Below are 24,361 nucleotides of genomic sequence, written 5' to 3'. Positions count from 1 at the left end.
GGTTCTGTGCTGTTGGGCAGTTTCTGACACCCCCCCTTTGGCAGGCATTGTTCGCCCGGTTTGCACCATTTGCCGTACCCGCAATCGATGGCTTTGACAGGGACACAGCCCTGATTTCTGGAGCATTTGAAACCCTGACGACACTGCGAGCCGGTTTTTTCGCATAGGTACCATCCAGGACGCGAGCATCCACCTTGGGGCAGACAGTAAGATCCGCGCACGCAGATCCGGCCATCGGCGCAAGGCTGTGGCAGGTTCAGATCAATATCTGGGCGGATCAACTCGCATTTTCTGCGGCCATTGCAGCGGCTCCCACTGGGGCAATCGAGGCTTGAATTGCAGGCATTTGCACCTTGCGGTGCACATCGCGTTCCACCCGCGACACAGCGTTCAAATGGGCCACAGCTGCGCCCACCGCCGCAATAGGTGCCACCCAGTGGGATGCAGTGGCCATCAAAGCTGCACCTTTGCCCCCCCGAACAACAGCGGCTGCCACAGGCGAATTGACCCCCGCGGCATTGGTCATTGCCGATAGAAAGCTGTGCCTGCAGCGGGCCGGCTGGGGCGTTCAGCAGCAGAGCAATCAGAAGGAATCGCAAGATCGATGGCATAACAGGATCATGGTCGGTGCGACCCAGCGCCGTGGCAAGGTCTATTCGCTTTCCATCGGTCAAAAGCCGGTTAGATTGTGGGATATGGAATCGGGCATGGATTATCACACCGCACGGGCGCTGTTGGACTGGCAGATCGAACTGGGCGTGACCGAGGCGATTGGAGACGTGCCAATCGACCGGTATGCGCTGCCCGATACTGCGCCCAAGTCAAAAAAACCGGCCAGCCCCGAGGCCGCGCCCGAGAAACCCAAGCAGGTTGATCCAGTTGCCATCGCAAAATCCGCAGCACAAAGCGCCGGATCACTGGATGAATTGCGCGCGGCGATGGACGCATTTGAGCATTGTGAGTTAAAGCGCGGTGCGCGGCAGTTGGTGTTTGCCGATGGTACGCCCGGTGCGCGCGTGATGATCATCGGAGAGGCTCCGGGCCGAGATGAAGACCGCGAAGGTAAGCCCTTTGTCGGGCGTGCGGGTCAGTTGCTGGATCGGATGTTGGCGGCGATTGATCTGGATCGCACGCAGAACGCCTACATCACCAACGTGTTGCCCTGGCGCCCCCCGCAGAACCGCGATCCGAAGCCGGAAGAGATCGGCATGATGAAGCCGTTTCTGGAACGCCATGTGGCGCTGGCCAAGCCCGAGGTTTTGGTGGTGATGGGCAATATCAGTTGTCAGGCCGTTCTGGGAAAACGCGGAATCACGCGGCTGCGCGGTACTTGGGAACACGCGTTGGATTTGCCGGTGATCCCGATGTTCCACCCCGCCTACCTACTGCGCCAGCCGCAGATGAAACGAGAGGCCTGGGCCGATCTGTTGGAGTTGAAAGCACGGCTGGGGGCAGGGTGATGCGCATTCTGGCCTTTTCAGACCTTCATATGGCGCGCAACCGGGCGGCTGATCTGGTGGAGGCCAGCGCGCAGGCCGATCTGGTGATTGGGGCCGGGGATTACTGCAATATGCGCCAGGGACTGGACGAGGCTATGCAGATGCTGTCGGGTATCTCGGCCCCGCTGGTGCTGGTGCCGGGAAATGCGGAAAGCGCGGATGAGCTGACCGATGCTGCGCCAGATAGCGCCCATGTCCTGCATGGCAACGGAATGACAGTCGACGGTATACACCTGTTCGGGCTGGGCTACGGAGTACCCGCCACGCCGTTTGGCGATTGGTCCTGTGATCTGTCCGAGCCAGAGGCTTCGGAACTGCTGGATCGCTGTGACACTGCCGATATTCTGATCGTGCATTCTCCGCCCAAAGGACACGGGGACGTAACATCGCAAGGTTCCTCCGTCGGCTCGGTGGCCGTGCGCGATGCGGTGGAACGGCTTCAGCCCCGGCTGGTCTTCTGTGGTCACATCCATGACAGCTGGGGGTATCGTGGTAATCTTGGTCGAACGCAGATCGCCAATCTGGGGCCCAAAGTGAACTGGTTCGAGGTGCTCTGAATGATCGATCAAGACAAAGACTTTATCCCTGTCCGCATTGCTGTCCTAACAGTCTCGGACACGCGATCGCTTGACGAAGATCGATCCGGCCAAACGCTGGTCGACCGGATCGAAGCGGCGGGTCACGCCGTTGCAGATCGGCGGATCTTACCCGATGAGCGTGCGCAGATCGCTGATCAACTTCGTGTATGGATCGCGGATCCTCAGACCGATGTTGTGATCTCAACCGGAGGCACGGGCCTGACCGGGCGCGATGTCACGGTCGAAGCGCATCGCGACGTCTATGAAAAAGAGATTGATGCTTTTGGGACCGTCTTCACCATTCTGTCGATGGAAAAGATCGGAACCTCTGCCGTGCAATCCCGCGCGACTGGTGGCGTTGCTGGTGGTACCTATCTGTTTGCCCTGCCGGGCAGCCCGGGTGCCTGTAAGGATGCATGGGACGGTATTTTGGAGAAACAATTCAACTACCGTCATCGCCCCTGCAACTTTGTGGAAATAATGCCGCGATTGGACGAACATCTGCGACGGAAGTAGACTGCTCGTACGTTTAACACCTTATAACCGCATTGTGGCTTGGCATATTTCACGGTCCGGCTACATTTTGCACAAGGCAGCCCATTGCAACCGGGGTAAGTGAGAATGCGTTTTCTAAGGCAGAGTCTTGTCGGTGTCTTTCTGGCGTCGCTGACGTTGGCTTTGCTGTTTGTCGCTGTCCAGATGATCACAGGTGCTGTGCAAGACGTGATTGCGCGCGACACCGCAAAACCCCCGGCGCGCGAGCGTGTGTTTACAGTGTCGGTCAGAACAGCCGAGTTACAGACCGTAACGCCTTATCTGGAAGCCTTTGGTGAGGTGCAAAGCCGCCGTCGGCTTGAACTACGCGCGGCGCTGGGTGGTCGCGTGATCTCACTCGCCGATGACTTCGAGGATGGCGGGACGGTTACGGCGGGTGAAGTTCTGGTCGAGCTGGACCCTGCGGATACGCAATCCGCCTTGGACCGGGCCAAATCCGATCTGCTGGATGCCCAGTTCGAGGAACGCGATGCGGAACGATCCCTGCTGCTGGCGCAGGATGAGTTGAAATCGGCAGAAGCGCAGGCCGAACTGCGCGAACGCGCCCTGCAAAGGCAACGCGATCTGGAATCCCGTGGTGTGGGTGCGACTGCGAGCGTGGAAGAGGCCGAATTGTCTGCCACCTCGGCCCAGCAATCTGTTCTGGCGCGTCGGATTGCACTGGCACAGGCTGAATCGCGTGTGGATCAGGCCACCACGCTATTGGCCCGCGCGCGGATTGCGCTTGAAGCGGCAGAACGCGATCTGGATGATATGACCATTCGGGCCGGGTTCGGCGGCACCCTGACAGATGTCACATTGGTCGAGGGGCGCTTGGTTTCGGCCAACGAAAAACTGGCCGAGCTGGTAGACCCTGATGCGTTGGAAGTTGCCTTTCGGGTTTCGACGGCCCAATTTGTCCGATTGCTGGATGAAGATGGAACCCTATTAAACGCTCCGGTAACCGTGTCGCTTGAGGTGACGGGGGCCGACCTGACTGCAACAGGACGGATCAGCCGCGACAGCGGATCAGCGGGCGAGGGGCAGACCGGGCGTCTGATCTTTGCGCGTTTGGACAGCGCGTCAGGCTTCAAACCCGGGGATTTTGTGACGGTCACCGTTCAGGAACAGGCGGTCGACGCCGTTGTGCGTTTGCCCTCATCCGTTCTGGATGCGGCGGGCACGGTTTTGGTGCTGGGCGCGGATGATCGTCTGGAAACCCTGCCGGTGCAATTGATCCGACGGCAGGGTGATGAGGTTTTGCTGCGCGGCGATGGCCTGGAAGGCCGCGAGGTTGTGATTGGCCGTACTCCTTTGCTGGGCTCGGGCGTGCGCGTGCGCCCCCTGCGGGTTGAGGAAAGCGCCGACGCGGATATGGTCGAGTTGACGGATACGCAGCGCGCGCAGCTTGTCGCGCAGGTTGAGGCCAGCGAAGGTATGCCTCAGGATGTCAAAACCCGAATGCTGGGTCAGTTGGAAGCGGCGCAAGTGCCTGCCTCGCTGGTTCGTCGTATTGAAAACCGGGCCGGGGGCTAAGCGCTATGATGCGCGAAATCCCAAGCGCGGCGGGCGGCATTCTAAGCTATTTCACCCGACACCGGACGGTCGCCAATCTTCTGTTACTGGTTATGCTCGTTCTCGGGGCGGCAGCGATCCCGAACATGCGCGCGCAGTTCTTTCCCGATGTCATTCTCGAACGGGTCGATGTCAGCGTCGAGTGGGAGGGCGCAGGCCCCGAAGATGTTGATAACGGTATCGTTCAACTGCTGGAGCCCGAGCTGCTGGCGGTCGAGGGCGTAGCCAGTACCACAGCTACTTCACGAGAAGGGTCTGCGAACATCCGGCTTGAGTTCGAAGCCAACTGGGATATGTCCCGCGCCGTCGAAGATGTTCGGACCGCCGTTGATAGTGTCACAACCTTGCCTGAAGACGCCGAAGAACCCTCGATCCGGCGGGGGGCGTGGCGCGATCGTGTGACGGACGTCGTGGTCACCGGTCCGGTTGCGCCTGACCAATTGGCGAAGTTTACCGATGAACTGATCAACAGGCTGTTCGCTGCGGGTGTTACGCGCACCACGATCCGGGGCTTGGCCGCGCCGCGTGTGGTAGTGGAAGTTCCGACGGCGCAGTTGATTGCCAACGACATTGCCTTGTCTGACATTTCCTCGGCCATTGCGGCTGAGGTTAACGCCAGCCCCGCCGGGGACGTCACGGGCGCCAATGCCCGTATCCGGACAGGTTCGGAGAAACGCACCCCGGAAGAGATCGAAGGCATCGCACTGCGCAATTTTGCGGACGGCTCCAAACTGTTCGTGGGCGATGTCGCGCAGATCCGGGTTGAAGGGGTTGACCGCAATCGCAGCTACTTTGTTGGCGAAGATCCGGCCATGTCCATTCGGGTGGATCGTTCAAATCTCGGCGATGCCATCGGCATTCAACACCAGGTCGAAGACGTGGTGGCCGAGATGCAGGCCAGCCTGCCTGAAGGCGTCACCGTCGAGTTGATCCGGACCCGCGCGCAGTCCATCACAGACCGGCTGGACATTCTGATCGACAACGGCCTTGTCGGGCTTGGGCTGGTTGTATGCCTGCTTTTTCTGTTCCTCAATGCGCGGATTGCTTTCTGGGTGGCCGCAGGCATTCCCGTCGCAATGTCAGCCGCCATTGCGCTGATGTATCTGGGCGGACTATCGATCAACATGGTCTCTTTGTTCGGCCTGATCATCACCCTTGGCATCGTCGTGGACGACGCGATCGTCGTGGGCGAACACGCTGATTTTCGTGCCCGTCGTCTGGGCGAACCACCCATGGTTGCGGCTGAACGCGCCGCCCGGCGGATGGCCATGCCGGTCTTCGCGGCGACTTTGACAACCGTGATCGCGTTCTTCGGCCTGACCCTTGTCGGTGGTCGGTTCGGAGAGCTGATCCGGGATATCCCATTCACAGTGATCGCTGTACTTGCGGCCTCTCTGATCGAGTGTTTCTTGATCCTGCCCAACCACATGGCCCATGCCATCGCCCATTCGGCGAAGGAGCACTGGTACGACCTGCCCAACCGGGTGGTCAACCGCGGGTTCCGCTGGGTGCGGGATCGCCTGTTCCGGCCCTTCATCGCCTGGGTGGTCTGGGCACGCTATGTGGTCGTTGCCTTGATGGTTGTCATTCTGGCCAGCCAGATTGCCCTGTTCATCCGGGGAGATGTGAATTGGCGGTTCTTTAACGCGCCCGAGCGCGGTTCGGTTACCGGCAACTTTATCATGGCCGAAGGGGCGACCCGTTCCGATACGTTCGAGATGATGCGCCAGTTGCAGCAAGCCGCCGAAGAACTGGGCGCAATTTACGAGGAACGCCATGGTCGCAATCCCATCGACTATGTTCTGGCTGAGGTTGGCGGTAGCGCCGGGTTTGGCCTGTCCGCCGCCGAAGGCAAGGATGATGATCTGCTGGGCGGCATCTCGATCGAACTGATTGATGCTGACTTGCGCCCATATTCCAGTTTTGAGTTTGTGGGCGAGCTTCAGGATTTCGTGCCCCGCCATCCCAAGGTCGAGCTGATCAGCTTCCGAGGCTGGCGGTCCGGCCCAGGTGGCGATGCCATCGACGTGCAGTTCTACGGTTCCGATGTGAACACGCTCAAGGCTGCGTCTGAAGACCTTCAGACCGAACTGTCAAAGTATCCCGAAGTTTCGGCGTTGGAAGACAATCTGGCCTATGACAAGGAAGAATACATTCTTGACCTGACCGCGCAGGGGCAGGCTTTGGGCTTCCGCATCGAAACTCTGGGGCGCGTATTGCGCAACAGATTGAACGGGATCGAGGCCGCGACCTTCCCGGACGGGCCACGCAGCGCTGAAATCAGGGTGGAACTGCCCGAGGGCGAGCTTACGGCTGACTTTCTGGAACGCACTCTGATGCGCACACCCGATGGGGTGTATGTGCCGCTAGCCGATATTGTCTCGGTCGAGCGGAAATCCGGCTTCTCAACTGTGCGGCGCGAGAATGGGCTGCGGGTGATCTCGGTGAATGGCGACATTTCCGAGGATGATCCGACCCGCGCCGCAGAGATTGAACGCGCGCTGAATGAAGAGATTCTGCCCAATATCGCTGCTGAACGACAGGTCGAATGGCGCATGGCAGGGCTGAGCGAGCAGGAAAACGAGTTCCTCTCCGAGGCGCGCACGGGTCTGATCCTGTGTTTGACCGGGATTTATCTGGTGCTGGCCTGGGTCTTTGCCAGTTGGTCCAGACCTCTGGTGGTGATGGCCATTATCCCGTTTGGCTTGGTGGGTGCGATCTGGGGGCATTATATTTGGGATGTGCCGCTGAGCATGTTCACGGTTGTTGGTCTGCTGGGCATGACCGGTATCATCATCAACGATTCAATCGTTTTGGTGACAACCATAGATGGCTATCAGCAGGAACGCGGTCTGGTCCCGTCGATTGTCGAAGGCACGGCTGACCGGTTGCGCCCGGTGATGCTGACGACGCTGACGACAGTGCTGGGCCTGACGCCGTTGCTGTATGAAGGTTCTCAGCAAGCACAATTTTTGAAGCCGACCGTGATCACTCTGGTCTACGGCTTGGGTTTTGGCATGTTGCTGGTATTGGTTCTGGTTCCTGCCTTGCTGGCTATTCTGAATGACGTCTCCCGTCCGATGACAGCCATGCGCCGGGCCATGCGCGCACCAGATCGGGTGATGCAGGGCGCTGTCGCGGCCACCGGGGTCGTGCTGATGCTGTGGTTTGCAGTGACTATGGTGTGGCCTGCAGTTGCTGGTGCACCGATGGGCATTCTCTCTGCGCTTTACCCGGATGAGGGCGGCGCGGGTGTCTTGGATATGGGGCTGGGTGCGTTTTTGGCCGGAGCACTCCCGATACTGGCGCTCAGCTTTGCAGCGTCCGGATTGCTTTATGTGCGGTTGAAAGGCCGGGTTGGCACTTAGCCCGCGCGCAGGGCCCGTTCCAAAAGCTGGGGTACGCGCGCGCTCATCTGTAAATCGCCCTGACGTATCCGTTCAATCGGAAACCAGCGTGCGTCCAGCGCGTCATCGCCGGCTTTGGGTTCGCCTGACTGATAGCGGCAGGCCACGCCGACGAGTAAGTAGTGTGAGATGACTTCTCCTGCCTCATCCCGTCGCAGCAGATCCAGATTGTCCAGATAGTGCAGCGGTTCCGCGGTGACCGAGGTTTCTTCGAACAGCTCCCGCTGCGCTGCCTCAAGAACGGTTTCGCCCCATTCCACATGGCCGCCCGGAAAGCCCCAAAGCCCACGGTCGGGCTGTTTGCTGCGTTGCACCAGCAGGACCTGACCCTGATGCAGAACAACGGCCAGCGCACCGATTTTTGGGGTTTGGCTCATGTGATCAACCCGCGGTGCAACCCTGAATGTCGACCGCGTGGTTTGCGCCCAGAACCGTGATTCGAATTTCGGACCGATCCAGCGCGAAGGGCGCGCCCGAGGCGTTGATAACTTCCGCCGTTGCAATCAGCGTGCCGCCCTGACGCACTGTTTCAGGCTGCGAGGCCCAAAGCACCGGATTGCCCGGTTCGATCACTGCTATTTCCTGCCCGCCAGCCGAGGGCATGGTCACGCGCGCTTCGATCTGCATGCCGTCTACCGTAGGTGTCAGGCTGCATCGTGCGGCTGAAACATTGGCTTCGCCTGCGGAAAACGGGCGTTGAGCAAGGGCCGCAGCGATAGCCGGGTTGCGGTCGGCCTTGGCGTCCAGCGTGTGGTCAAAATCCAGTCTTTCTGGGATGCAGACATCCTTGCAGACGCCCAAATCCATCTCGCCGCGCAGGCGAACAGGCTTGGCAGGGTTTTTCGGCGTGATCTCGACCGGCAAAACCAATTGATCCTCGTACCCGATGGATTGCAGCCCATTTTGGTCAAACACATCCGGGGCAGGCCATGTGATCGACACATCGCCAACATTACGCGACCCGGTCCAGTCAAATTGCGGCGGAATCCCCGCATCCCCCGGCGCGCGCCAATAGGTTTTCCAGCCATCCTGCAAGGTCAGGCGCAATGCCCCCAGATAGGTGCCGTTGGTGGTCCGACCCCCATCCAGAACGTCCAGTTGGACGACACCATCCAGTTGCTGCGCCGGGGCAGGCGAGACGGCACACAGGCAAGCCGCAACAGCGGCCGTGACGGGTTTCTTGAACGCGATCATGCCCTATACATGCGTGGTATGCGGATGAAATCCAAGTCACGTTCGGGTCACCGGACTGAAATCTGCCAAAAACCTCAGTGCCATCTTGCCAATCCCTGTGCCGCGAGGCCATTGTTGAGGTGCCATTTGAAAGAGACCCCGCCCCATGGACCTGACCGGAAAACTGTTGATTGCGATGCCCGGCATGGGTGATCCGCGCTTCGACCATTCGGTTGTTTATATGTGCAGTCATGGTGATGACGGCGCGATGGGCTTGATCGTGAATAAACCCTCAGACCTGCGGATCAAAGCCTTGCTAGGCCAACTGAACATAGCCTGTCGTATTCTGGTGGTGGGGGAACGGTTGGTGCATTTCGGTGGCCCGGTCGAGATGTCGCGCGGCTTTGTCCTGCACAGCGCCGACTACGATGCCAACCTGCACTCGCTGCAAATCTCGGATGATTTTAGCATGACCGCAACGCTTGACGTGCTCGAAGATCTGGCATCGGGCCGGGGTCCGCTGAACTCGATGGTCACGTTGGGGTATTCCGGTTGGGGGCCCGGTCAGCTGGAGGATGAGATCGCCATGAATGGCTGGCTGACGGCTGAGGCGAGCCCGCAACTGGTGTTCGATGTCCCCGATGACGACAAGTGGGAGGCCGCGCTGGCCACGCTGGGTGTTGATCCACTGACCCTGTCGGCCAGCGCCGGGCGTGCGTAGTCAGCTGTCGCGCGGTGCCGCAGCACGGCGTAGGCGGTCATTGATGGCAGACCCCAGATCGTGATCGGGTATCGGGGACACAGCAATAGGTCGGCCCGTTTCATTCAACCTGTGCAAAGCAGCAAACAGATTGGCGGCGGCTTCGATCAGGTTTCCACTCTCAGAAAGGTTCAGGTCGCAATCTACCGGACCAAAGCCCAGCAAAACCTCCTCGCCCCGCTTCGACAAAGCGTTCAGGCGGACGGGGGCGTCAGGGGCGTAGTGGGATTGCAGTTGTCCCGGTGCCGTCAGGTTATCCCCGACTTGGTGCAGGTGCAGGCGTGTGTTGAGAGCGGTTTCGATATCCTCAAGCGCGATACCACCGGGGCGCAACAAGGTAGGTTCCCCGGCCAAACCAACAATGGTCGATTCCAGCCCGACCCCACAGGGTCCGTCATCCAGAATGGCAGAAATCCGGCCGCCAAGCCCTGCGCGCACATGATCAGCGGTGGTGGGGCTGATCAGGCCGGATGGATTGGCAGATGGGGCGGCCACTGGGCCGTCAAAGGCAGCCAGCAGGTCCCGGGCGGTTTGGTGGGCGGGGACGCGCACAGCCAGTGTTTCCAACCCTGCCGTGACCAGCGGAGAGATACTGTGACCATCACGCAAGGGCAGAACCAGCGTCAGCGGTCCGGGCCAGAACGCATTGGCAAGCGTTTCTGCATGGTCTGACCAGTCGACAAATCGTCGGGCTGCCTCGACCGAGGCGACATGAGCGATCAGCGGGTTAAAGCTGGGTCGTCCCTTGGCCTCATAGATCGCGGCGACCGCCTCGCCGTTCCGGGCGTCGCCACCAAGCCCATAAACTGTCTCGGTCGCAAAGGCGACCAGCAAGCCCTGCCGCAAAAGGTCTGCGGCCCGTGCGATGCCGCCTGGGTCCGCTGTCAGATCGAGAGTCGTTGGGATCATGTCTGGTGACGCCGCGTTTCGGTTGCTCGGAACATAGGGAACGTTAGGTAATGCTTCCAAGCCTTGATGCATACCGGTGCAGTGTCGGAATTCCAAGCCCGCCTGCAAACAGCCGATCAGACAGCTCCTGAGGGAAAAAATGCCATACCGCGCGCCGCTTTCAGATTATCAGTTCCTGTTCGAAAACGTTGTGGGGTTCGATCAGATCGCCGCGACAGATCGCTTTGCGGATGCCAGCCCCGATGTGGTCAGCGCGATCCTGTCTGAGGCGGGCAAGATGTGCGAAGAGGTTCTGGCCCCGCTTCAGCGGCCCGGTGATCTGACGCCCGCACGTCTGGAAAACGGTGTTCTGCGCAGCTCGCCCGGGTATGCCGATGGCTGGACCGCGATTGCCGAAGGCGGTTGGATTGGCATCAGTGGCGATCCGGAATATGGCGGCATGGGCCTGCCGATGACCGTTACCACCGCAGTGAACGAGATGATGAGTGCGGCCTGCCTGTCGCTGCAACTGGCCCCGCTGATGACACAGGGCCAAATCGAGGCGTTGGAACATCATGCCAGCGATGACCTCAAAACATTGTACCTGCCCAAGATGATGGCAGGTGAATGGTCTGGCACAATGAACCTTACGGAACCGCAGGCCGGGTCCGATGTTGGCGCGCTGACCTCGAAAGCTGAACCCAACGGGGACGGCACCTACGCAATCACGGGGCAGAAAATCTATATCTCATGGGGTGACAACGACTTTGCGGGGAATGTCTGCCATTTGGTTTTGGCGCGTCTCCCGGATGGGGTTCCCGGCACCAAAGGGATCTCGCTGTTTCTGGTGCCCAAGTTCATTCCGGATGCCGAGGGCAACCCGGCCGTTGCCAATGATCTGAAGGTCGTCTCGCTTGAACACAAGCTTGGCCTGCACGGCTCGCCGACCTGTGTGATGCAGTATGACGGGGCGACCGGCTGGCTTGTGGGCAAAGAGCATGGCGGTATGGCGGCTATGTTCACAATGATGAACAACGCGCGTTTGGGCGTTGGCGGGCAGGGCGTGGGCGTGGCCGAGGCTGCATATCAACACGCGCTGGCCTATGCGATGGATCGCAAACAGGGCAAAACGCCCTCGGGCACCATCATAGATCATGCTGATGTACGCCGGATGTTGGCAGAGATGCGCGCCGACACCTTTGCCGCGCGTGCGGTCATGCTGGCGAATGCGGTGGCCATTGATATGGCGCAGGCCAATGGGGATGCCGATTGGGCTGCGCGTGCCGCGCTGTTGACCCCCATTTGCAAAGCCTTTGGATCACAGACCGGGATGCGCGTCTCGGAAACAGGTGTTCAGGTGCATGGTGGCATGGGTGTGATCGAAGAAACCGGGGCGGCTCAATACTACCGCGATGTCCGCGTGGCGGCGATATATGAGGGCACGAATGGCATTCAGGCCATGGACCTTGTCGCCCGAAAGATGATGGATGGGGGCGAAGCCGCCTCGCGCCTGTTGGATGAGATCGAAGACCATGCCGAACAGGCCCGTGCCACGCTGCCCGATCTTGCAGGTCCGGTCTGGGAAGCAACCGAATCCCTGCGTGAAGCAACCGAATGGATGGTCAGCCAAGGGGATATGAACAACCGATTTGCCGGGGCGCATGCCTATCTGAGTGCTTTTGCCCGCGTTCTGGGCGGGCACTACCACCTCAAGGCGGCATTGGCCGATCCGCGAGGCGCGCGGTGCAAGCTGGCGCGGTTCTACATCAACGGGTTGCTGCCGCAGTATTCCGGTCTTTTGGCGCAGGCGCAAAACGGGGCCGAGGACCTTTTCGCGCTCAGTGCAGATGATCTGGCGGCTTAAAAGCTGAATGGCGGTGTCGATGATCGAATATCCCTGGCCCGACTCGCCCGCACCGGGTGAGGCGATTGAGATTGCCGAAGGTGTCTTGTGGATGCGCTTGCCGCTGCCCATGGCGCTGGATCACGTCAATGTCTATGCGCTGGAAGATGGGGATGGCTGGACCCTTGTGGATACCGGGATTTCATCCGGGAAAACACGCGCGATCTGGCAGCAGTTGATGTCCGGTCCGCTTGCGGGCAAACCTGTCCGCCGCGTGCTGGCGACCCATCATCATCCTGATCATGTCGGGAATGTGGGTTGGTTTCAGTCTGAACATGGCGCCGAACTTCTGACCAGCCGAACCGCCTGGTTGTTTGCGCGTATGCTGACATTGGATGTTCAGGAAAGCTGGCCCCAGGAAACGCTGGACTTCTACCAAAGCGCGGGCATGTCTGCCGAGGTTCTGAACAAGCGCAAGGCTGACCGGCCCTTCAACTTCGCCGACACGGTATATCCGATGCCATTGGGGTTCACGCGGGTGAAACAGGGCGATGTACTGCACGCGGGTGGGCGCGATTGGGATGTGCACATGGGCAACGGCCACGCGCCGGAACATGTCACACTCTGGAGCCGGGACGACAACCTGGTGCTAAGCGGCGATCAGATCCTCAGCTCGATCAGCCCAAACCTGGGTGTCTATGCAACCGAACCCATGGCCGACCCGGTCTCAGGCTGGTTAGAGGCGTGCGAACGGCTGGAAGGGCTTGCGCGGGCCGATCATCTGGTTCTGGGGGGGCATAAGCTGCCCTTTACCGGTTTGCCCCTGCGTATGCGGCAGCTGATCGATAACCATCATGGTGCGCTGAAGCGCCTGCTGGATAATCTGGACACACCCAAAGCTGCGGCGGATTGCTTTGCACCGCTGTTCAAACGGACCATTCGTGAGGGCGAATATGGCCTCGCGCTGGTCGAAGCGGTTGCACATATGAACCATCTTTACCACATTGGGTCCGTCACCCGGACGCGCCGTGCAGACGGAGCCTGGGTCTACCAACGCAAAGGGTAAAGAATGCAGGACGAGATTGAGACCTCAGCCGAGGCAGCCGAAGCGGCGGCATTGCCGCGTTGCTATGAAGTGCACGCCAATTCCGAAGCTGAATCCGGGTCGAAGCCCCTGCCGGAACCTTTGCAGAAACCGGTTGAAACCAAAAGCCCGGCGCAATGGGCTTATGAACGTCTGATCCTGTACATCCAGAACTTCGAAAAGACACTGGATGGCGATCACGAGGTCGCAATGGGCTTCACTGGCGGCGACGCGGGTGTGCTGCGGATCGAAGGCATGGGCTATTTTGATCCTGATATCATCACCTTCTACGGCTCGGACGGGGCCGGTGGCCGTACCCAGCTGGTGCAGCATGTCAGCCAACTGAATGTGATGTTGCGCGCCTTGCCGAAATCGGTCGAAGACAAACCAGCCAATCGTATCGGGTTCCGGCTGGCCGCCGATCTGGAAGAAAGCTGACTTGCAATTCACGGCTACGCGGCCTTGAATGATCCCATCATTCAGGAGGCCACGACGTGTCATATGTCTCAGTCATAGTTCGGGCCTATTCTGGTGCCTGGGCCCGGCGGCAGACCTTTGTTCCCATCTACATTGCAGTGCGCCTGCTGCTGATCGCACTCATTGCGCCGGCTATCGCCGCAGCGATCAATCTGGCAGTTTCTCTGTCTGATCAGTCGGCGTTGACGGATCAGGATATCGCCACCTTCATCCTATCGCCCGCAGGGTTCATCGCGGCCCTGGTCGTGCTGAGCCTGTTTCTGATGGCTGAGGTTTTCGTCTTTGCCGTCATGGCAGGCTCTCTACGCATGGATGAACCTAACCCGTGGCGGGCGGGCAGTTCCGCCATCCGGCTGGTGGTGTCGCGCCTGCCAGCCCTGTTTGGGTTTGCTTGGCGTTTTATTCTGCGCGTTCTGATTCTGGCACTGCCCTTTCTGGCCATCTCGGGCCTGATCGCGTGGTGGGCGCTGACGGAATACGACATCAACTATTACCTGACCTTCCACCCGCCCGCCTTTTGGATTGCCGTTCTGCTGATTGGCGCGGTTGCATTGGTGATGGCTTGGGTTCTGATCCGCAGATTGTCGGCATGGGCGCTGTCGCTGCATCTTGTGCTGTTCGAAAATGTCCACCCGGCGCATGTGTTTGGGGTCAGCGCGATACGGATGGAGGGGCGGCAAGGACGATTGAAGTTGTCTTTGGTTGCCTGGCTCGGCCTGCGCCTGGTGATCGCAGCGGTGATTGCGGCGATTGCCGGGTTACTGTTTGCGCTGGTTCCATTGCAAGGCAGCGATCACCTTCGGATGGCACTGATCTATAGCCTTGTGATCGCGGGCCTTTGGTCACTATCGGGGTTGGTTTTGGCGGCAACGGCGCTGGGCGCGCTTGCGTTGCTGTTGGACGGGTTCTTTGAACCTCAGGTCGCGGATATCCCGCATCCTGAACCGCGTCGTCACCGCCTGTCTCTGATCGGCGCCGTGGGCCTTTCGGTGATTGCTCTGTTGGCCGGCAGCTGGTTTGGCCATCGCCTTCTGGAGCAGGTACAGGCACCTGATCGGGCCGAGGTGATCGGTCATCGTGGCGCGGCAGCGTTGCGGCCCGAAAACACGATGTCCTCGGTTCTAAAGGCGATCGAGGATGGCGCGGATTGGGTTGAGATCGATGTGCAGGAAACCGCGGATAATGAGGTGATTGTTGCGCATGACAGTGACTTCATGAAACTGGCGCAGGTCGATCTGAAGGTCTGGGATGCCACGATGGAAGACGTGGCAGAGATCGACATCGGCAGTTGGTTCGGCCCCGAATATGCGGATCAGCGCACCCCAACGCTGCGCGAAGTTCTAGAAGCCGCAAAGGGCAAAGCCAAGGTTATCATCGAACTGAAATACTATGGCCACGATATCGATCTGGAAAACCGGGTGGTTGCGCTGGTCGAAGAGTTCGAGATGCAGGATCAGATCGCAACGATGTCTCTGAAGTATCCTGCAGTACAAAAGATGAAATCTTTACGTCCCGATTGGCGCGCGGGTGTTTTGGCCGCAACGGCAGTGGGGGATTTATCTGGTCTTGAAGGCGATTTTGTCGCCGTGAATGCGGCGTCGGTCTCTCCGGGGTTGATCCGTTCCGTGCACGACGCGGGCAAAGATATCTATGTCTGGACAGTGAACGATCCGCTGCAGATGTCTGCCATGGCGTCGATGGGCGTTGACGGGTTGATCACCGATCGCCCGGCAATGGCGCGAGAGGTTCTACGGATCCGGGCCGAGATGGGCCCGGCTGAACGCCTTCTGCTGTGGCTCGCCACCACCTTTGGTATGCAGGTCGACACGCAGGCGATGCGCGATGCAAGCCCGTAAGGTAGCGGTGCTGCTGGTCTGCCTATCCGGCGCTGCGGCGGCTCAGGATTTGATGCGCAGCGTCGAGATGCCTGCACATCGCGCTTTGATTGCGCAACGGGGCACTGTGCCTTTGACACCGTTTGAAACAGATGGCTGTTCAGGCGGTCTGTCGACCAGTTGGCGCTGGGTGGCCGATACATTTCCGCAGATCGGAGACTTATACGAGGCCCACCCCCCGTGGGAGGAATGCTGCGTGATCCACGACCGGGCCTATCACAATGCGGGCGCAGCCTTGCTGCCCGAGGACAGCTACGACGCGCGACTGTCCGCAGATCAGACCCTGCGCGCCTGCGTCAAGGATCATGGGGACACATATGCCGAGGATTATGCACAGCGTTATGACATGACGCCGGATCAAGTGCGCAACGTTCATGCGCTGACGGCAGATGCAATGTATGGTGCCGTTCGGTTCGGCGGCGGACCTTGCAGCGGGCTGCCGTGGCGCTGGGGGTTTGGGTATCCGGGGTGTTCTGTTTTCGGGGATCGCACCCCTGCGCGCGAATGACGTCGTGACAGCCACTGCCTTTTCGATTATCCAACAGGAAAACACGCGAATTGGGATTCTGAGACTCATGGCTGACCACAAGCACGGCGAAATGGACATCACCGTTCAAACCAAAACCTTCAACGGCTTTATCAAAGCCACAACCTGGTGTGTGATTGCTATCGCCTTCCTCTGCCTGTTCCTGGCGGTTTTCGCAGCGTAACGCGTAGCGAGGGCTGCCCCGTGTTCCGGATTTTGATTGCCTGCCTACTGGCAGCAACCGTTGCAGGCTGCGCAGGCTCGCAGCGCCCTCAAGCTGATCCGTCAGAGATCGTATCCCGGTCTTACCGTGATCCGGGGCCGTCAACGCTGACGCTCTATACAATGATCAACACGCGCACTGGGTCCGGGGCGCATACGTCGCTGATGATCGGTGGCAGTGAACGGGTGATTTTTGATCCAGCGGGGTCTTTCCGGGCCGATGTCGTGCCGGTCAAGGACGATGTTCTCTATGGCATTACCCCGGCAGTCGAGCAGGCCTATCGCAGCTCGCATGCCCGCGAGTCGCATTATGCGCGTGTTCAGACCATTCAAGTCTCACCCCAGCAGGCGGAAATTGCCTTGCAGTTGGCCAAACAGAGCGGCCCGGTCGCGGGTGCGTTCTGTGCGAACTCAACAGCGCGATTGCTGCAACAGGTGCCCGGATTCGAGCAGATCGATGTGACCTTCTATCCTGTGAAACTCTCGGATCAATTTGGTCAATTGCCCGGTGTGGTGACTGAAGACTATCGTGAAAACGATGATGCCGATCTGCAAAAAGGTCTGGCGGCGAACAATGCGCGTCTCAATCAGTTGGACGCGGCCCTAGCCGAGTAAATAGAGCAAACCATAAAGCGTCGCAGCCCCCGAAAAGATCGCGGCGAGGACGTTTTTGGTAAGCACCCCGACGCCCAGTGCCATTGCTGCCGCCGCCATACGTGCAATATCGGGCTGGCCTTCGGTGGCCGCGGGCCAGACAACCAGCGGCGCGATCAACGCAGGTAGGATCGCCACAGCCGTATAACGCAGGTGGCGCAGCAGCCATGGCGGCATCGGGCGGTCTCCAACCAGACCGATAAAGGTAAATCGAAGGGCAAAACTGCCAATCGCGAGCCCGATGATGACAGTCCACATGGTGACAGGATCGATCAGGGTCATGTCTTCCTCCGTTCCAGCATCGCTTCGGACTGTGCACCCGCGATCATTCCTGCCGTTCCCGCGATCAAAAGGCCCAGGTTGAACGGGACAGAGACGGTCAGGAGGGCGACGATGATTGCAACAAAGGCTGCGATCACATGGGGAAGCGTGCGCATCATCGGCCCGATCATGGCCAGAAAAGTGATCGGAAGGGCAAAATCCAGCGCCCAGCTTTCTGGAATGCGCGCACCCAGTACGGCACCCAGATATGTGGCCAATATCCAAAGCGGTGTGATGGGTGTGACCGAACCAAAGAAATACGCCATCCTCTGCGGCAGCGTCATCTTCGGTTCTTTTTCGAATTGCACGATGCTGCAGGCATAGGATTGGTCGACCGTCAGATAGGCCGCGAAAGCCCTTTGCCACATCGGGGCCGCGCCCAGAAACGGTGTCAGTGACGCCGAATACATCGCCACCCGCAGGTTCACCGCCAAGGCCGAGGCCAGCACGATCACCGTTGGTGCGTTTTCCTGCATCAGCTGCAAGGCAGTGAATTGCGCCGCGCCGGCGAACACCGTGGCGGAAAAGGCAATCACCTGTACGATGCTCAACCCGGCCTCTGTCGCAAAGACACCGAACAGGGTGCCAAACGGGATGGCGACAAATATGAACGGCGTCCCGTCACGAAAACCCTTCCAGAAGTATGACTTGGATGTGGCGTCTGCCATGGCGAAATCCTATGGTGATCGCAGCAGCAGTAGCTGTCTTGAGAGAGGGTTGCAATTGGCCACGAAACCGAATGCCTCGGACTACATCATCGCGCCTGATCCGGGAGCGCCCCGGTTGACGCGTGCCGTCGAAGGTGTGGACCAGAATGGTGAGGTCAGCCAGATCTCGGTTGTCGAGGAACGCCCGCTGACGATTTTTCTGAATTCACAGGAAATCGTGACGGCGATGACAATCGGTGACTACCCGGAATACCTGGCGCTAGGCTTTCTGCGCAATCAGGGGATGTTGCTGCATGATGATCAGATCACGCGTGTCGAATATGATGATGATCTAGAAACGGTAGTGGTTCGGACGCTGCGCGAGACCTCGTATGAGGAGAAGTTGAAGAAAAAGACCCGCACCAGCGGCTGCGCTGTGGGCACTGTCTTTGGTGACATGATGGAAGGGTTGGAGGACGTGCGTCTGCCGCAGGTCTCAGTGCGCACCTCGTGGCTGTATGATCTGGCCGCCAAGATCAATCGCACGCCGTCTTTGTATCTTGAGGCGGGCGCGATCCACGGCACGGTCCTGTGCCACCAGAACCGGCCGCTGGTCTATATGGAAGACGTGGGTCGCCATAACGCGGTCGACAAGATCGCAGGCTGGATGCTGTCCGAGGGTGAAGCAGCCGATGACAAGATCCTCTACACCACAGGCCGCCTGACGTCCGAGATGGTGATCAAAACCGCTATGATGGGCATTCCGGTTCTGGCCTCTCGGTCCGGCTTCACTGCTTGGGGCGTTGAAATCGCGCGTGAGGTCGGTTTGACCTTGATTGGTCGAATGCGGGGTCAGCGGTTTGTTTGTTTGTCGGGCGAGGCTCGGTTGCTGCGGGATGTGGACCCGGCGAGTGTGGCGGTTGAGGACAAGAAACATCGACGGAAGAGTGCGGGATGATCTTGGAAGTCTTCGGAGCCTTGGTTTTATTCATCGCAGCTTGCAGCCTGTTGCCCTTGATGGTCTTTGTGCTCTGGGTCCATGAGCGGTCCAAGCGCGCTGTTGTTGTGGGGATGGCACAACTGGACGTAAAACTGCGCGACCGTCTGGGGTGGGAGCCCGAAGAGTACATCAGCAGATGGGATGTCAGCGCTCCATTTCGCTTTGGTTGGAAGGCTTGGGGTGCATTGTCTCAACAACAAGCGCTCGTGCTTCAGCGGGTTTTGCTGCATGGCTTGCCAGGGTTTTCCGGGATACCTGTCGAGGTTAGAAAAGCGTCGCGAACCTACCGTCGCTGTTTTGGCCTTATATTTGTTGTAAGTGCGCTCATGGTGTTTTTGCCCGCATACTATCGCATGGGTCACTATGCGGCCGACTTCACAGGATGGTCCGCAAGCTTTTGGTTTGCAGTTTTCGGATTGGCCATCGCGCCAGTGGCCTTCCTGCCGACAGAAAAGTTTAGGAAATGGCCCGAGCCAGAGGTGGTACAATGACCCGCACTTTGGGCATCATCCTCGCAGGCGGGCTTGCAACCCGAATGGGCGGCGGCGACAAGGGCCTGTTGCAGATTGGCGGGCGGAGCCTTTTGGACCACGTGATCGACCGGCTGTCGCCACAGGTGAGCGGTTTGGCACTAAACGCCAATGGCGATCCAGAACGGTTCGCCGACATCAATCTGTCCGTCATACCGGACACGATTGACGGATTCGCTGGACCCTTGGCGGGGGTTTTGGCGGGGCTGGACTGGGCGGCAGAGCAAGGGGCGGACAGTATTGTCACGGCAGCCGCGGATACGCCGTTCTTGCCACGTGATCTGGTCGACCGCTTGACCGCCGCAGCCGAAGGTCAGACCCATCCGCTGGTTCTGGCGACCACTCCGCGCACCGGGGATGAGGCGTTGAAATCAGGCGGCAGCAAACGGGTCAATCGGCATCCGACGTTTGGCCTCTGGCCCGTTACGCTGCGCAATGATCTGCGGGCTGCGCTGAACGACGGACTGCGCAAGGTGGTGCTGTGGACCGATCAGCATGACGGTCGTGAGGCCCTATTCCCGGCTGAGCCGTTTGATCCTTTTTTTAACGTCAACACGCCGGATGATCTGGCGTTGGCCGAAAAGCTGTTGGGGCAGGCATGAAGGTCTACGGCGTGACCGGCTGGAAAAACGCGGGCAAAACCGGGTTGATGGAGCGGCTGGTGGCCGAGATCACCGGGCGGGGATTTTCCGTCTCGACCATCAAACACGCGCATCACTCTTTCGATGTTGATCAGCCGGGGCGGGACAGCCATCGCCACCGAATGGCGGGCGCCCGTGAGGTTCTGCTGGCCTCGGGGCAGCGGGTGGCGTTGATGCAGGAATTGCGGGGTGCTCCGGAACCGGCGCTTAAGGATTTGTTGGCCCGCCTGTCATCAGTCGATCTGGTGCTGATCGAAGGGTACAAGCGCGAACCTCACCCAAAAGTCGAAGCGTTTCGGGCCGAGCCGGGCAATGAATTGATCGCCAAGGGCGACCCCACGATCCGTGCGGTTGCCAGTGATACTCCGCTGACGCTGGATCGTCCTGTCTTTGACTTGAACGACGCGGTGGCGATTGCGGATTTCATTCTGGCCGAGGTCGGTTTGTGAGCCTGTTTGACAGCTTTGCGATGGTGGATTGGTCAGGTGGTAACGATACCGGGCCGACCCCGCGCAAAGATGCGATCTGGGCTTGCGTTGTGCGTGATGGCAAAGTGCAGGCGCTTGACTATCTGCGCGATCGTGTGGTGGCGGAAACCTGGCTGCGTGAGCTGATCGAGACCGAATTGGCGGCGGGTCGACGCCTGTTTCTGGGGTTCGATTTCCCGTTTGGCTACCCTCAAGGATTTGCCGAAGCCATGACAGGCCACAATGATCCGTTGGCGTTGTGGGATTGGCTAGAGGCACAAGTCGAGGATTCACCCAACGCCAATAATCGCTTCGATCTGGCGGGGCTGATCAATAGCCGGTTTGGTGGCAAGGGCCCGTTCTGGATGAATGCGCTGCGCCGCGATATCGACGGGTTGCCGCGCACGAAACAGGACTATCACAACCCGTTCCCCGACCGCCGTGCGGTCGAATTGTTGGCGAAGGGCAGCTTTACCTGCTGGCAAATGGCCGGGGCCGGGTCTGTCGGGGGGCAGGTTATGATGGGCCTGCCGGTGCTCAACCGATTGCGGCATGCCTTTGATGGCAAGGTCGCAGTCTGGCCGTTTCAACCGCTGGACAAACCGGTCGCGTTTGTCGAGATCTGGCCCTCGCTCAATCTGGGGTCCGCCCCGCCGGACCGGATCAAGGATGCCTGGCAGATGGAACAGGTCGCCTTGACTTTGTCCCGGCTTAGCGATCAGGAATTGACAGAACAGTTGGATGTTTCAGCCCCCGAGGAGGGGTGGATTTTGGGTGTGCCACAAGACAGACCGAACATAGCGCCGCCGCGATTGCGAAACGATTGTTTTGCCTTGCCTGCGGGAGTGAACTGGACGCCGGTGGATGAGGCCTTGGCTTTGCTTCAGAGCCGGTTACATCCCGTGACCGGGATTGAAACTGTTCCGTTGACGCGATCCGTGGGCCGGGTTTTGGCCGAAGACGTGGTGGCAAAACGCTCGAACCCGCCGCAACCCAACACGGCGGTTGATGGCTATGGCTTTGCAGGCCCTGCCGCAGATGGTGCACAGGTGATGCCTTTGACTGAAGGTCGTGCAGCGGCGGGCATTCCATTTGATGGCCAGGTCCCGCCCGGCCATGCGCTGCGCATCCTGACCGGGGCGACCCTGCCCGAGGGTGTGGATACGGTGATCCTTGAAGAGGATGTGACGCGGAAGGATGGTCACATCGCGTTCCGAGGGCCGTTGAAAAAAGGTGCAAACACGCGCCGCGCGGGTGAGGATTTGGTGGAGGGTGACACAGCCCTTTCAGCCAGGCGAAAGCTGACCCCCGCGGATATGGCCTTGTTGTCGGCTGTCGGTGTTGCTGAGGTGCCGGTTCACCAAGCCCTGCGCGTGGCGGTTTTGTCGACCGGGGATGAACTAGTCGAGCCGGGCGATGTTGCAGGCGCGGGGCAAATCTTCGATGCCAATCGTCCGATGTTACTGTCTTTGATTGGACGGATGGGATTTGTGCCCGTTGATATGGGCCGAGTCGAGGACAACCGGGACGCGCTTCGCCAACGACTGGATGAGGCCGCCGCAAAGGCGGATGTTATCCTGACTAGCGGAGGGGCCTCAGCAGGGGATGAGGATCATGTGTCGGCCCTTCTGCATGACGCAGGTGCCATGCAGGAATGGCGGATTGCGCTGAAACCCGGGCGACCTTTGGCGCTGGGCATGTGGTCGGGCACGCCTGTCTTTGGCCTGCCCGGCAATCCTGTGGCCGCCATGGTGTGTACCCTGATCTTCGCACGGCCTGCCCTGTGCCTGATGTCCGGCGAAGGATGGGTTGAACCACAAGGGTTTGAAGTGCCTGCCGCGTTTGAGAAGCGCAAGAAACCTGGGCGCCGCGAATATCTGCGCGCGCGTCTGCGCGATGGCAGGGCCGAGGTGTTTCATTCGGAAGGGTCAGGCCGGATCAGCGGGCTGAGCTGGGCCGAGGGGCTGGTCGAAATCGACGATGGTGCCCGGCATATTCAACCGGGCGATCCGGTCCGGTTCATTCCTTACGGCAGTTTCGGGCTATGAGTGTCACCGTCTCGAAAGGGTTTAGTCCAGATGAACGGCCGATGGCTGCTGCACTGTTCTGGCAGGTCTTCGCAGCGAAATTACACAGAGTGATGGGCCCGGAAGAACGGGGTTTGGCCTTTTTCGAGCAGGCTCTTAATCCAGACTTTGCATTGGTTGCACGCGACTCGTCCGGACAAATACTGGGGCTTGCCGGTTTCAAGACCAACGAGGGTGGTCTGGCCGGAGGCAGCCTGTCTGACCTTGCGCGTGTCTATGGATGGTTCGGGGCACTGTGGCGCGGCACGGTGCTGAGCGTGTTGGAGCGAGACCTGAAACCCGGTGTGTTCCAAATGGATGGTATCTTTGTCGCAACTGAGGCGCGCGGGAAGGGCGTCGGGACGACATTGCTGAGCGCGATCAAGGATGAGGCGCGCAGCCGTGGCATGACCGAAGTGCAATTGGATGTGATCGATACAAACCCGCGCGCGCAGGCTTTGTATGAACGCGAAGGATTCAAACCGGTAGGTTATGAAGAGACGTGGCCATTCCGGTATGTGTTTGGGTTTAGCAGTGCAACCAAGATGAGTTGGGCCGTTACGCCCGCCTAATCGAACGTCCCGGCAACACGCCCCACCAGCATAAAGGCGCGCGCCGTTCTGGTGTCACCCAGCGCAGTCAGTTCGGAATCGCTGGCGTCAGGTTCAAATTCAACAATCATGTTGTCGAACCGTCGCAGGAAATGATGCGCCGCATCCCGGAAAATTGGGTCTTGCTTCATTCGCGCCGCCGTCAGCGCCAGTGACGATCGATCCCGAATTCCACCCAAAGCTGCCACGGCACGCCCACGAGCACCTTGAGCGAATTGCCGCCAGATCTCAGGCCGTGCCATGTCGGGGCGTAGGTCATCCATATAGATGCCTTCTTGGCTGAGCAGGGTCAGCACATCCTGTGAAGCCTGTACCAGCTTGGCGACCTTTCGGTCTTTCAATGCCATCCGCAGCGCATTGAAGCCTTCGGTATCTTTATCGGTCTCGGGAAAATTCAGGGCGCGGATGAAGATATCGGTTGTCAGTGGTGGCGTGATCTCTTCGGCCGTGGTGCCCAGTGCCAGCGAGGTTTGATCTCCGGCAACCGGGGCTGACTGAAGGGTCTGAACAGGCTCGCGGCGTTTGGTCGAGAATGTGGCCAAGGCATCCTCGGCCTTTTTGGTTGCTGCGGCGATCTCGTCCAGCTTTTTGCTCACCGTCGGTTCGTAAGAGCTGGCAGCGCGCTGCTGTTGCACGACATAGGCCTGACGGATCGCATCGATGGCCGTCTGGAGCCGGGCACTTTCCTCTCGCATTATGCGGCTGGCACGCATGGCGGTGGCCGCGACCCAGATCATCGCGACCGGCATGAACACCGCAAGAAAGGTCACAATGATCCCACTACCTTCGGCCTGATCGGGCAGCACAAGAAACACGACCGATATCACCAGCCAGACGACACTCAGCACAGCGGCGGCGATTTCGATCGAGGTTACAGGTGTCCGGTCCGGGCGATCATAGATCCCCAGCGAGGTCGGCCGTTCGGTTTCTTGGTCAGGTTCGTTCCCCGACATGTCAGATGCT

26 protein-coding genes are annotated in these 24,361 nt (G+C 59.6%); 19 read left to right on the top strand and 7 right to left on the bottom strand.

From position 1 onward, the window contains the following. Positions 1-277 precede the first annotated feature (277 nt). A complete protein-coding gene (locus ACR0JX_RS14125; RefSeq protein ID WP_480544412.1) occupies positions 278-454 on the bottom strand; it encodes a hypothetical protein in 177 nt (58 codons plus the stop codon). A gap of 241 nt (positions 455-695) precedes the next feature. Here ACR0JX_RS14125 and ACR0JX_RS14120 point away from each other — a divergent pair, with 241 nt between their 5' ends. The 5 genes from ACR0JX_RS14120 to ACR0JX_RS14100 all read left to right on the top strand — a co-directional run bounded on the left by ACR0JX_RS14120 (position 696) and on the right by ACR0JX_RS14100 (position 7,554). Beyond that, positions 696-1,460 carry a uracil-DNA glycosylase gene (locus ACR0JX_RS14120; RefSeq protein ID WP_480544495.1) on the top strand — a complete coding sequence of 255 codons (765 nt, stop codon included), beginning with the start codon at positions 696-698 and terminating at the stop codon, positions 1,458-1,460. Further along, complete coding sequence (locus tag ACR0JX_RS14115; RefSeq protein WP_480544411.1) at positions 1,460-2,056, top strand: metallophosphoesterase family protein; 597 nt, start codon at positions 1,460-1,462, stop codon at positions 2,054-2,056. Before ACR0JX_RS14120 ends, ACR0JX_RS14115 begins: the two co-directional genes overlap by 1 nt. Then, entirely contained in the window at positions 2,057-2,593 is a 537-nt protein-coding gene (gene moaB / locus ACR0JX_RS14110; protein ID WP_480544410.1) for a molybdenum cofactor biosynthesis protein B, read from the top strand. A gap of 105 nt (positions 2,594-2,698) precedes the next feature. Next, on the top strand, positions 2,699-4,147 hold the full coding sequence (locus ACR0JX_RS14105; RefSeq protein ID WP_480544409.1) for an efflux RND transporter periplasmic adaptor subunit: 1,449 nt from the start codon (positions 2,699-2,701) through the stop codon (positions 4,145-4,147). A gap of 5 nt (positions 4,148-4,152) precedes the next feature. Then, positions 4,153-7,554: an efflux RND transporter permease subunit gene (locus ACR0JX_RS14100; RefSeq protein ID WP_480544408.1), complete on the top strand. Its 3,402-nt coding sequence runs from the start codon at positions 4,153-4,155 to the stop codon at positions 7,552-7,554. Here ACR0JX_RS14100 and ACR0JX_RS14095 read toward each other — a convergent pair. Continuing rightward, complete coding sequence (locus tag ACR0JX_RS14095; RefSeq protein WP_480544407.1) at positions 7,551-7,970, bottom strand: NUDIX hydrolase; 420 nt, start codon at positions 7,968-7,970, stop codon at positions 7,551-7,553. The genes ACR0JX_RS14100 and ACR0JX_RS14095 overlap by 4 nt on opposite strands. 4 nt (positions 7,971-7,974) lie before the next feature. Continuing rightward, positions 7,975-8,787 (bottom strand): protein-disulfide reductase DsbD domain-containing protein, encoded by an 813-nt coding sequence (locus ACR0JX_RS14090; RefSeq protein WP_480544406.1) that lies wholly within the window; start codon positions 8,785-8,787, stop codon positions 7,975-7,977. Positions 8,788-8,932: 145 nt separating this feature from the next. Between ACR0JX_RS14090 and ACR0JX_RS14085 the strand changes: the two genes are divergently transcribed. Continuing rightward, a complete protein-coding gene (locus tag ACR0JX_RS14085; protein WP_480544405.1) occupies positions 8,933-9,487 on the top strand; it encodes a YqgE/AlgH family protein in 555 nt (184 codons plus the stop codon). On the opposite strand, the gene ACR0JX_RS14080 is transcribed toward ACR0JX_RS14085, so the two are convergent. Continuing rightward, positions 9,488-10,435, bottom strand: a complete 948-nt coding sequence (locus ACR0JX_RS14080) for an L-threonylcarbamoyladenylate synthase (RefSeq protein WP_480544404.1) — start codon at positions 10,433-10,435, stop codon at positions 9,488-9,490. It lies immediately after the preceding gene. A gap of 139 nt (positions 10,436-10,574) precedes the next feature. On the opposite strand from ACR0JX_RS14080, the gene ACR0JX_RS14075 reads away from it, so the two are divergent. The 7 genes from ACR0JX_RS14075 (at position 10,575) to ACR0JX_RS14045 (ending at position 17,076) form a co-directional block, all read left to right on the top strand. Next, entirely contained in the window at positions 10,575-12,278 is a 1,704-nt protein-coding gene (locus tag ACR0JX_RS14075) for an acyl-CoA dehydrogenase (RefSeq protein ID WP_480544403.1), read from the top strand. A gap of 19 nt (positions 12,279-12,297) precedes the next feature. After that, entirely contained in the window at positions 12,298-13,323 is a 1,026-nt protein-coding gene (locus tag ACR0JX_RS14070) for an MBL fold metallo-hydrolase (RefSeq protein WP_480544402.1), read from the top strand. Positions 13,324-13,326: 3 nt separating this feature from the next. Further along, positions 13,327-13,779: a DUF6173 family protein gene (locus ACR0JX_RS14065; protein WP_353013580.1), complete on the top strand. Its 453-nt coding sequence runs from the start codon at positions 13,327-13,329 to the stop codon at positions 13,777-13,779. Between the two features lie 56 nt (positions 13,780-13,835). Next, on the top strand, positions 13,836-15,674 hold the full coding sequence (locus ACR0JX_RS14060) for a glycerophosphodiester phosphodiesterase family protein (protein ID WP_480544401.1): 1,839 nt from the start codon (positions 13,836-13,838) through the stop codon (positions 15,672-15,674). Continuing rightward, the gene (locus ACR0JX_RS14055) at positions 15,661-16,221 is read left to right on the top strand and encodes a hypothetical protein (protein ID WP_480544400.1); all 561 of its coding nucleotides are present in this window, start codon (positions 15,661-15,663) and stop codon (positions 16,219-16,221) included. Before ACR0JX_RS14060 ends, ACR0JX_RS14055 begins: the two co-directional genes overlap by 14 nt. Positions 16,222-16,288: 67 nt before the next feature. Then, a complete protein-coding gene (locus ACR0JX_RS14050; RefSeq protein WP_170535738.1) occupies positions 16,289-16,423 on the top strand; it encodes an aa3-type cytochrome c oxidase subunit IV in 135 nt (44 codons plus the stop codon). A 20-nt stretch (positions 16,424-16,443) separates the two neighbouring features. Further along, positions 16,444-17,076, top strand: a complete 633-nt coding sequence (locus ACR0JX_RS14045) for a hypothetical protein (protein ID WP_170535739.1) — start codon at positions 16,444-16,446, stop codon at positions 17,074-17,076. Here ACR0JX_RS14045 and ACR0JX_RS14040 read toward each other — a convergent pair. Both ACR0JX_RS14040 and ACR0JX_RS14035 read right to left on the bottom strand, forming a co-directional pair. Then, entirely contained in the window at positions 17,065-17,397 is a 333-nt protein-coding gene (locus ACR0JX_RS14040) for an AzlD domain-containing protein (RefSeq protein ID WP_480544399.1), read from the bottom strand. The two genes, ACR0JX_RS14045 and ACR0JX_RS14040, sit on opposite strands and share 12 nt — an antisense overlap. Beyond that, positions 17,394-18,104, bottom strand: coding sequence for an AzlC family ABC transporter permease (locus ACR0JX_RS14035; protein ID WP_480544398.1), 711 nt, complete (start codon positions 18,102-18,104; stop codon positions 17,394-17,396). Before ACR0JX_RS14035 ends, ACR0JX_RS14040 begins: the two co-directional genes overlap by 4 nt. Between ACR0JX_RS14035 and ACR0JX_RS14030 the strand changes: the two genes are divergently transcribed. Genes ACR0JX_RS14030 through ACR0JX_RS14005 form a run of 6 tightly spaced genes read left to right on the top strand, consistent with a single transcriptional unit; the run spans position 18,103 to position 23,359 of the window. Next, positions 18,103-19,041, top strand: a complete 939-nt coding sequence (locus ACR0JX_RS14030; protein WP_480544397.1) for a formate dehydrogenase accessory sulfurtransferase FdhD — start codon at positions 18,103-18,105, stop codon at positions 19,039-19,041. The genes ACR0JX_RS14035 and ACR0JX_RS14030 overlap by 2 nt on opposite strands. Further along, complete coding sequence (locus ACR0JX_RS14025; protein ID WP_480544396.1) at positions 19,038-19,574, top strand: hypothetical protein; 537 nt, start codon at positions 19,038-19,040, stop codon at positions 19,572-19,574. Before ACR0JX_RS14030 ends, ACR0JX_RS14025 begins: the two co-directional genes overlap by 4 nt. Next, entirely contained in the window at positions 19,571-20,215 is a 645-nt protein-coding gene (gene mobA / locus ACR0JX_RS14020; RefSeq protein ID WP_480544395.1) for a molybdenum cofactor guanylyltransferase MobA, read from the top strand. The genes ACR0JX_RS14025 and mobA overlap by 4 nt, the downstream gene beginning before the upstream one ends. Then, complete coding sequence (gene mobB / locus ACR0JX_RS14015) at positions 20,212-20,703, top strand: molybdopterin-guanine dinucleotide biosynthesis protein B (protein WP_480544394.1); 492 nt, start codon at positions 20,212-20,214, stop codon at positions 20,701-20,703. The genes mobA and mobB overlap by 4 nt, the downstream gene beginning before the upstream one ends. Positions 20,704-20,723: 20 nt before the next feature. Beyond that, the gene (locus ACR0JX_RS14010; RefSeq protein WP_480544494.1) at positions 20,724-22,769 is read left to right on the top strand and encodes a molybdopterin-binding protein; all 2,046 of its coding nucleotides are present in this window, start codon (positions 20,724-20,726) and stop codon (positions 22,767-22,769) included. 41 nt (positions 22,770-22,810) lie between these two features. Continuing rightward, positions 22,811-23,359: a GNAT family N-acetyltransferase gene (locus tag ACR0JX_RS14005; protein ID WP_480544393.1), complete on the top strand. Its 549-nt coding sequence runs from the start codon at positions 22,811-22,813 to the stop codon at positions 23,357-23,359. Here the strand turns inward: ACR0JX_RS14005 and ACR0JX_RS14000 are convergent. After that, on the bottom strand, positions 23,356-24,351 hold the full coding sequence (locus ACR0JX_RS14000) for a hypothetical protein (RefSeq protein ID WP_480544392.1): 996 nt from the start codon (positions 24,349-24,351) through the stop codon (positions 23,356-23,358). The genes ACR0JX_RS14005 and ACR0JX_RS14000 overlap by 4 nt on opposite strands. Between the last annotated feature and the right edge of the window lie 10 nt (positions 24,352-24,361).

The sequence above is a fragment of the Ruegeria sp. AH7 genome (genome assembly GCF_056541325.1).
The sequence above is the reverse complement of the archived record's forward strand: the minus strand, read 5'-3'. Positions and strand labels throughout refer to the sequence as shown.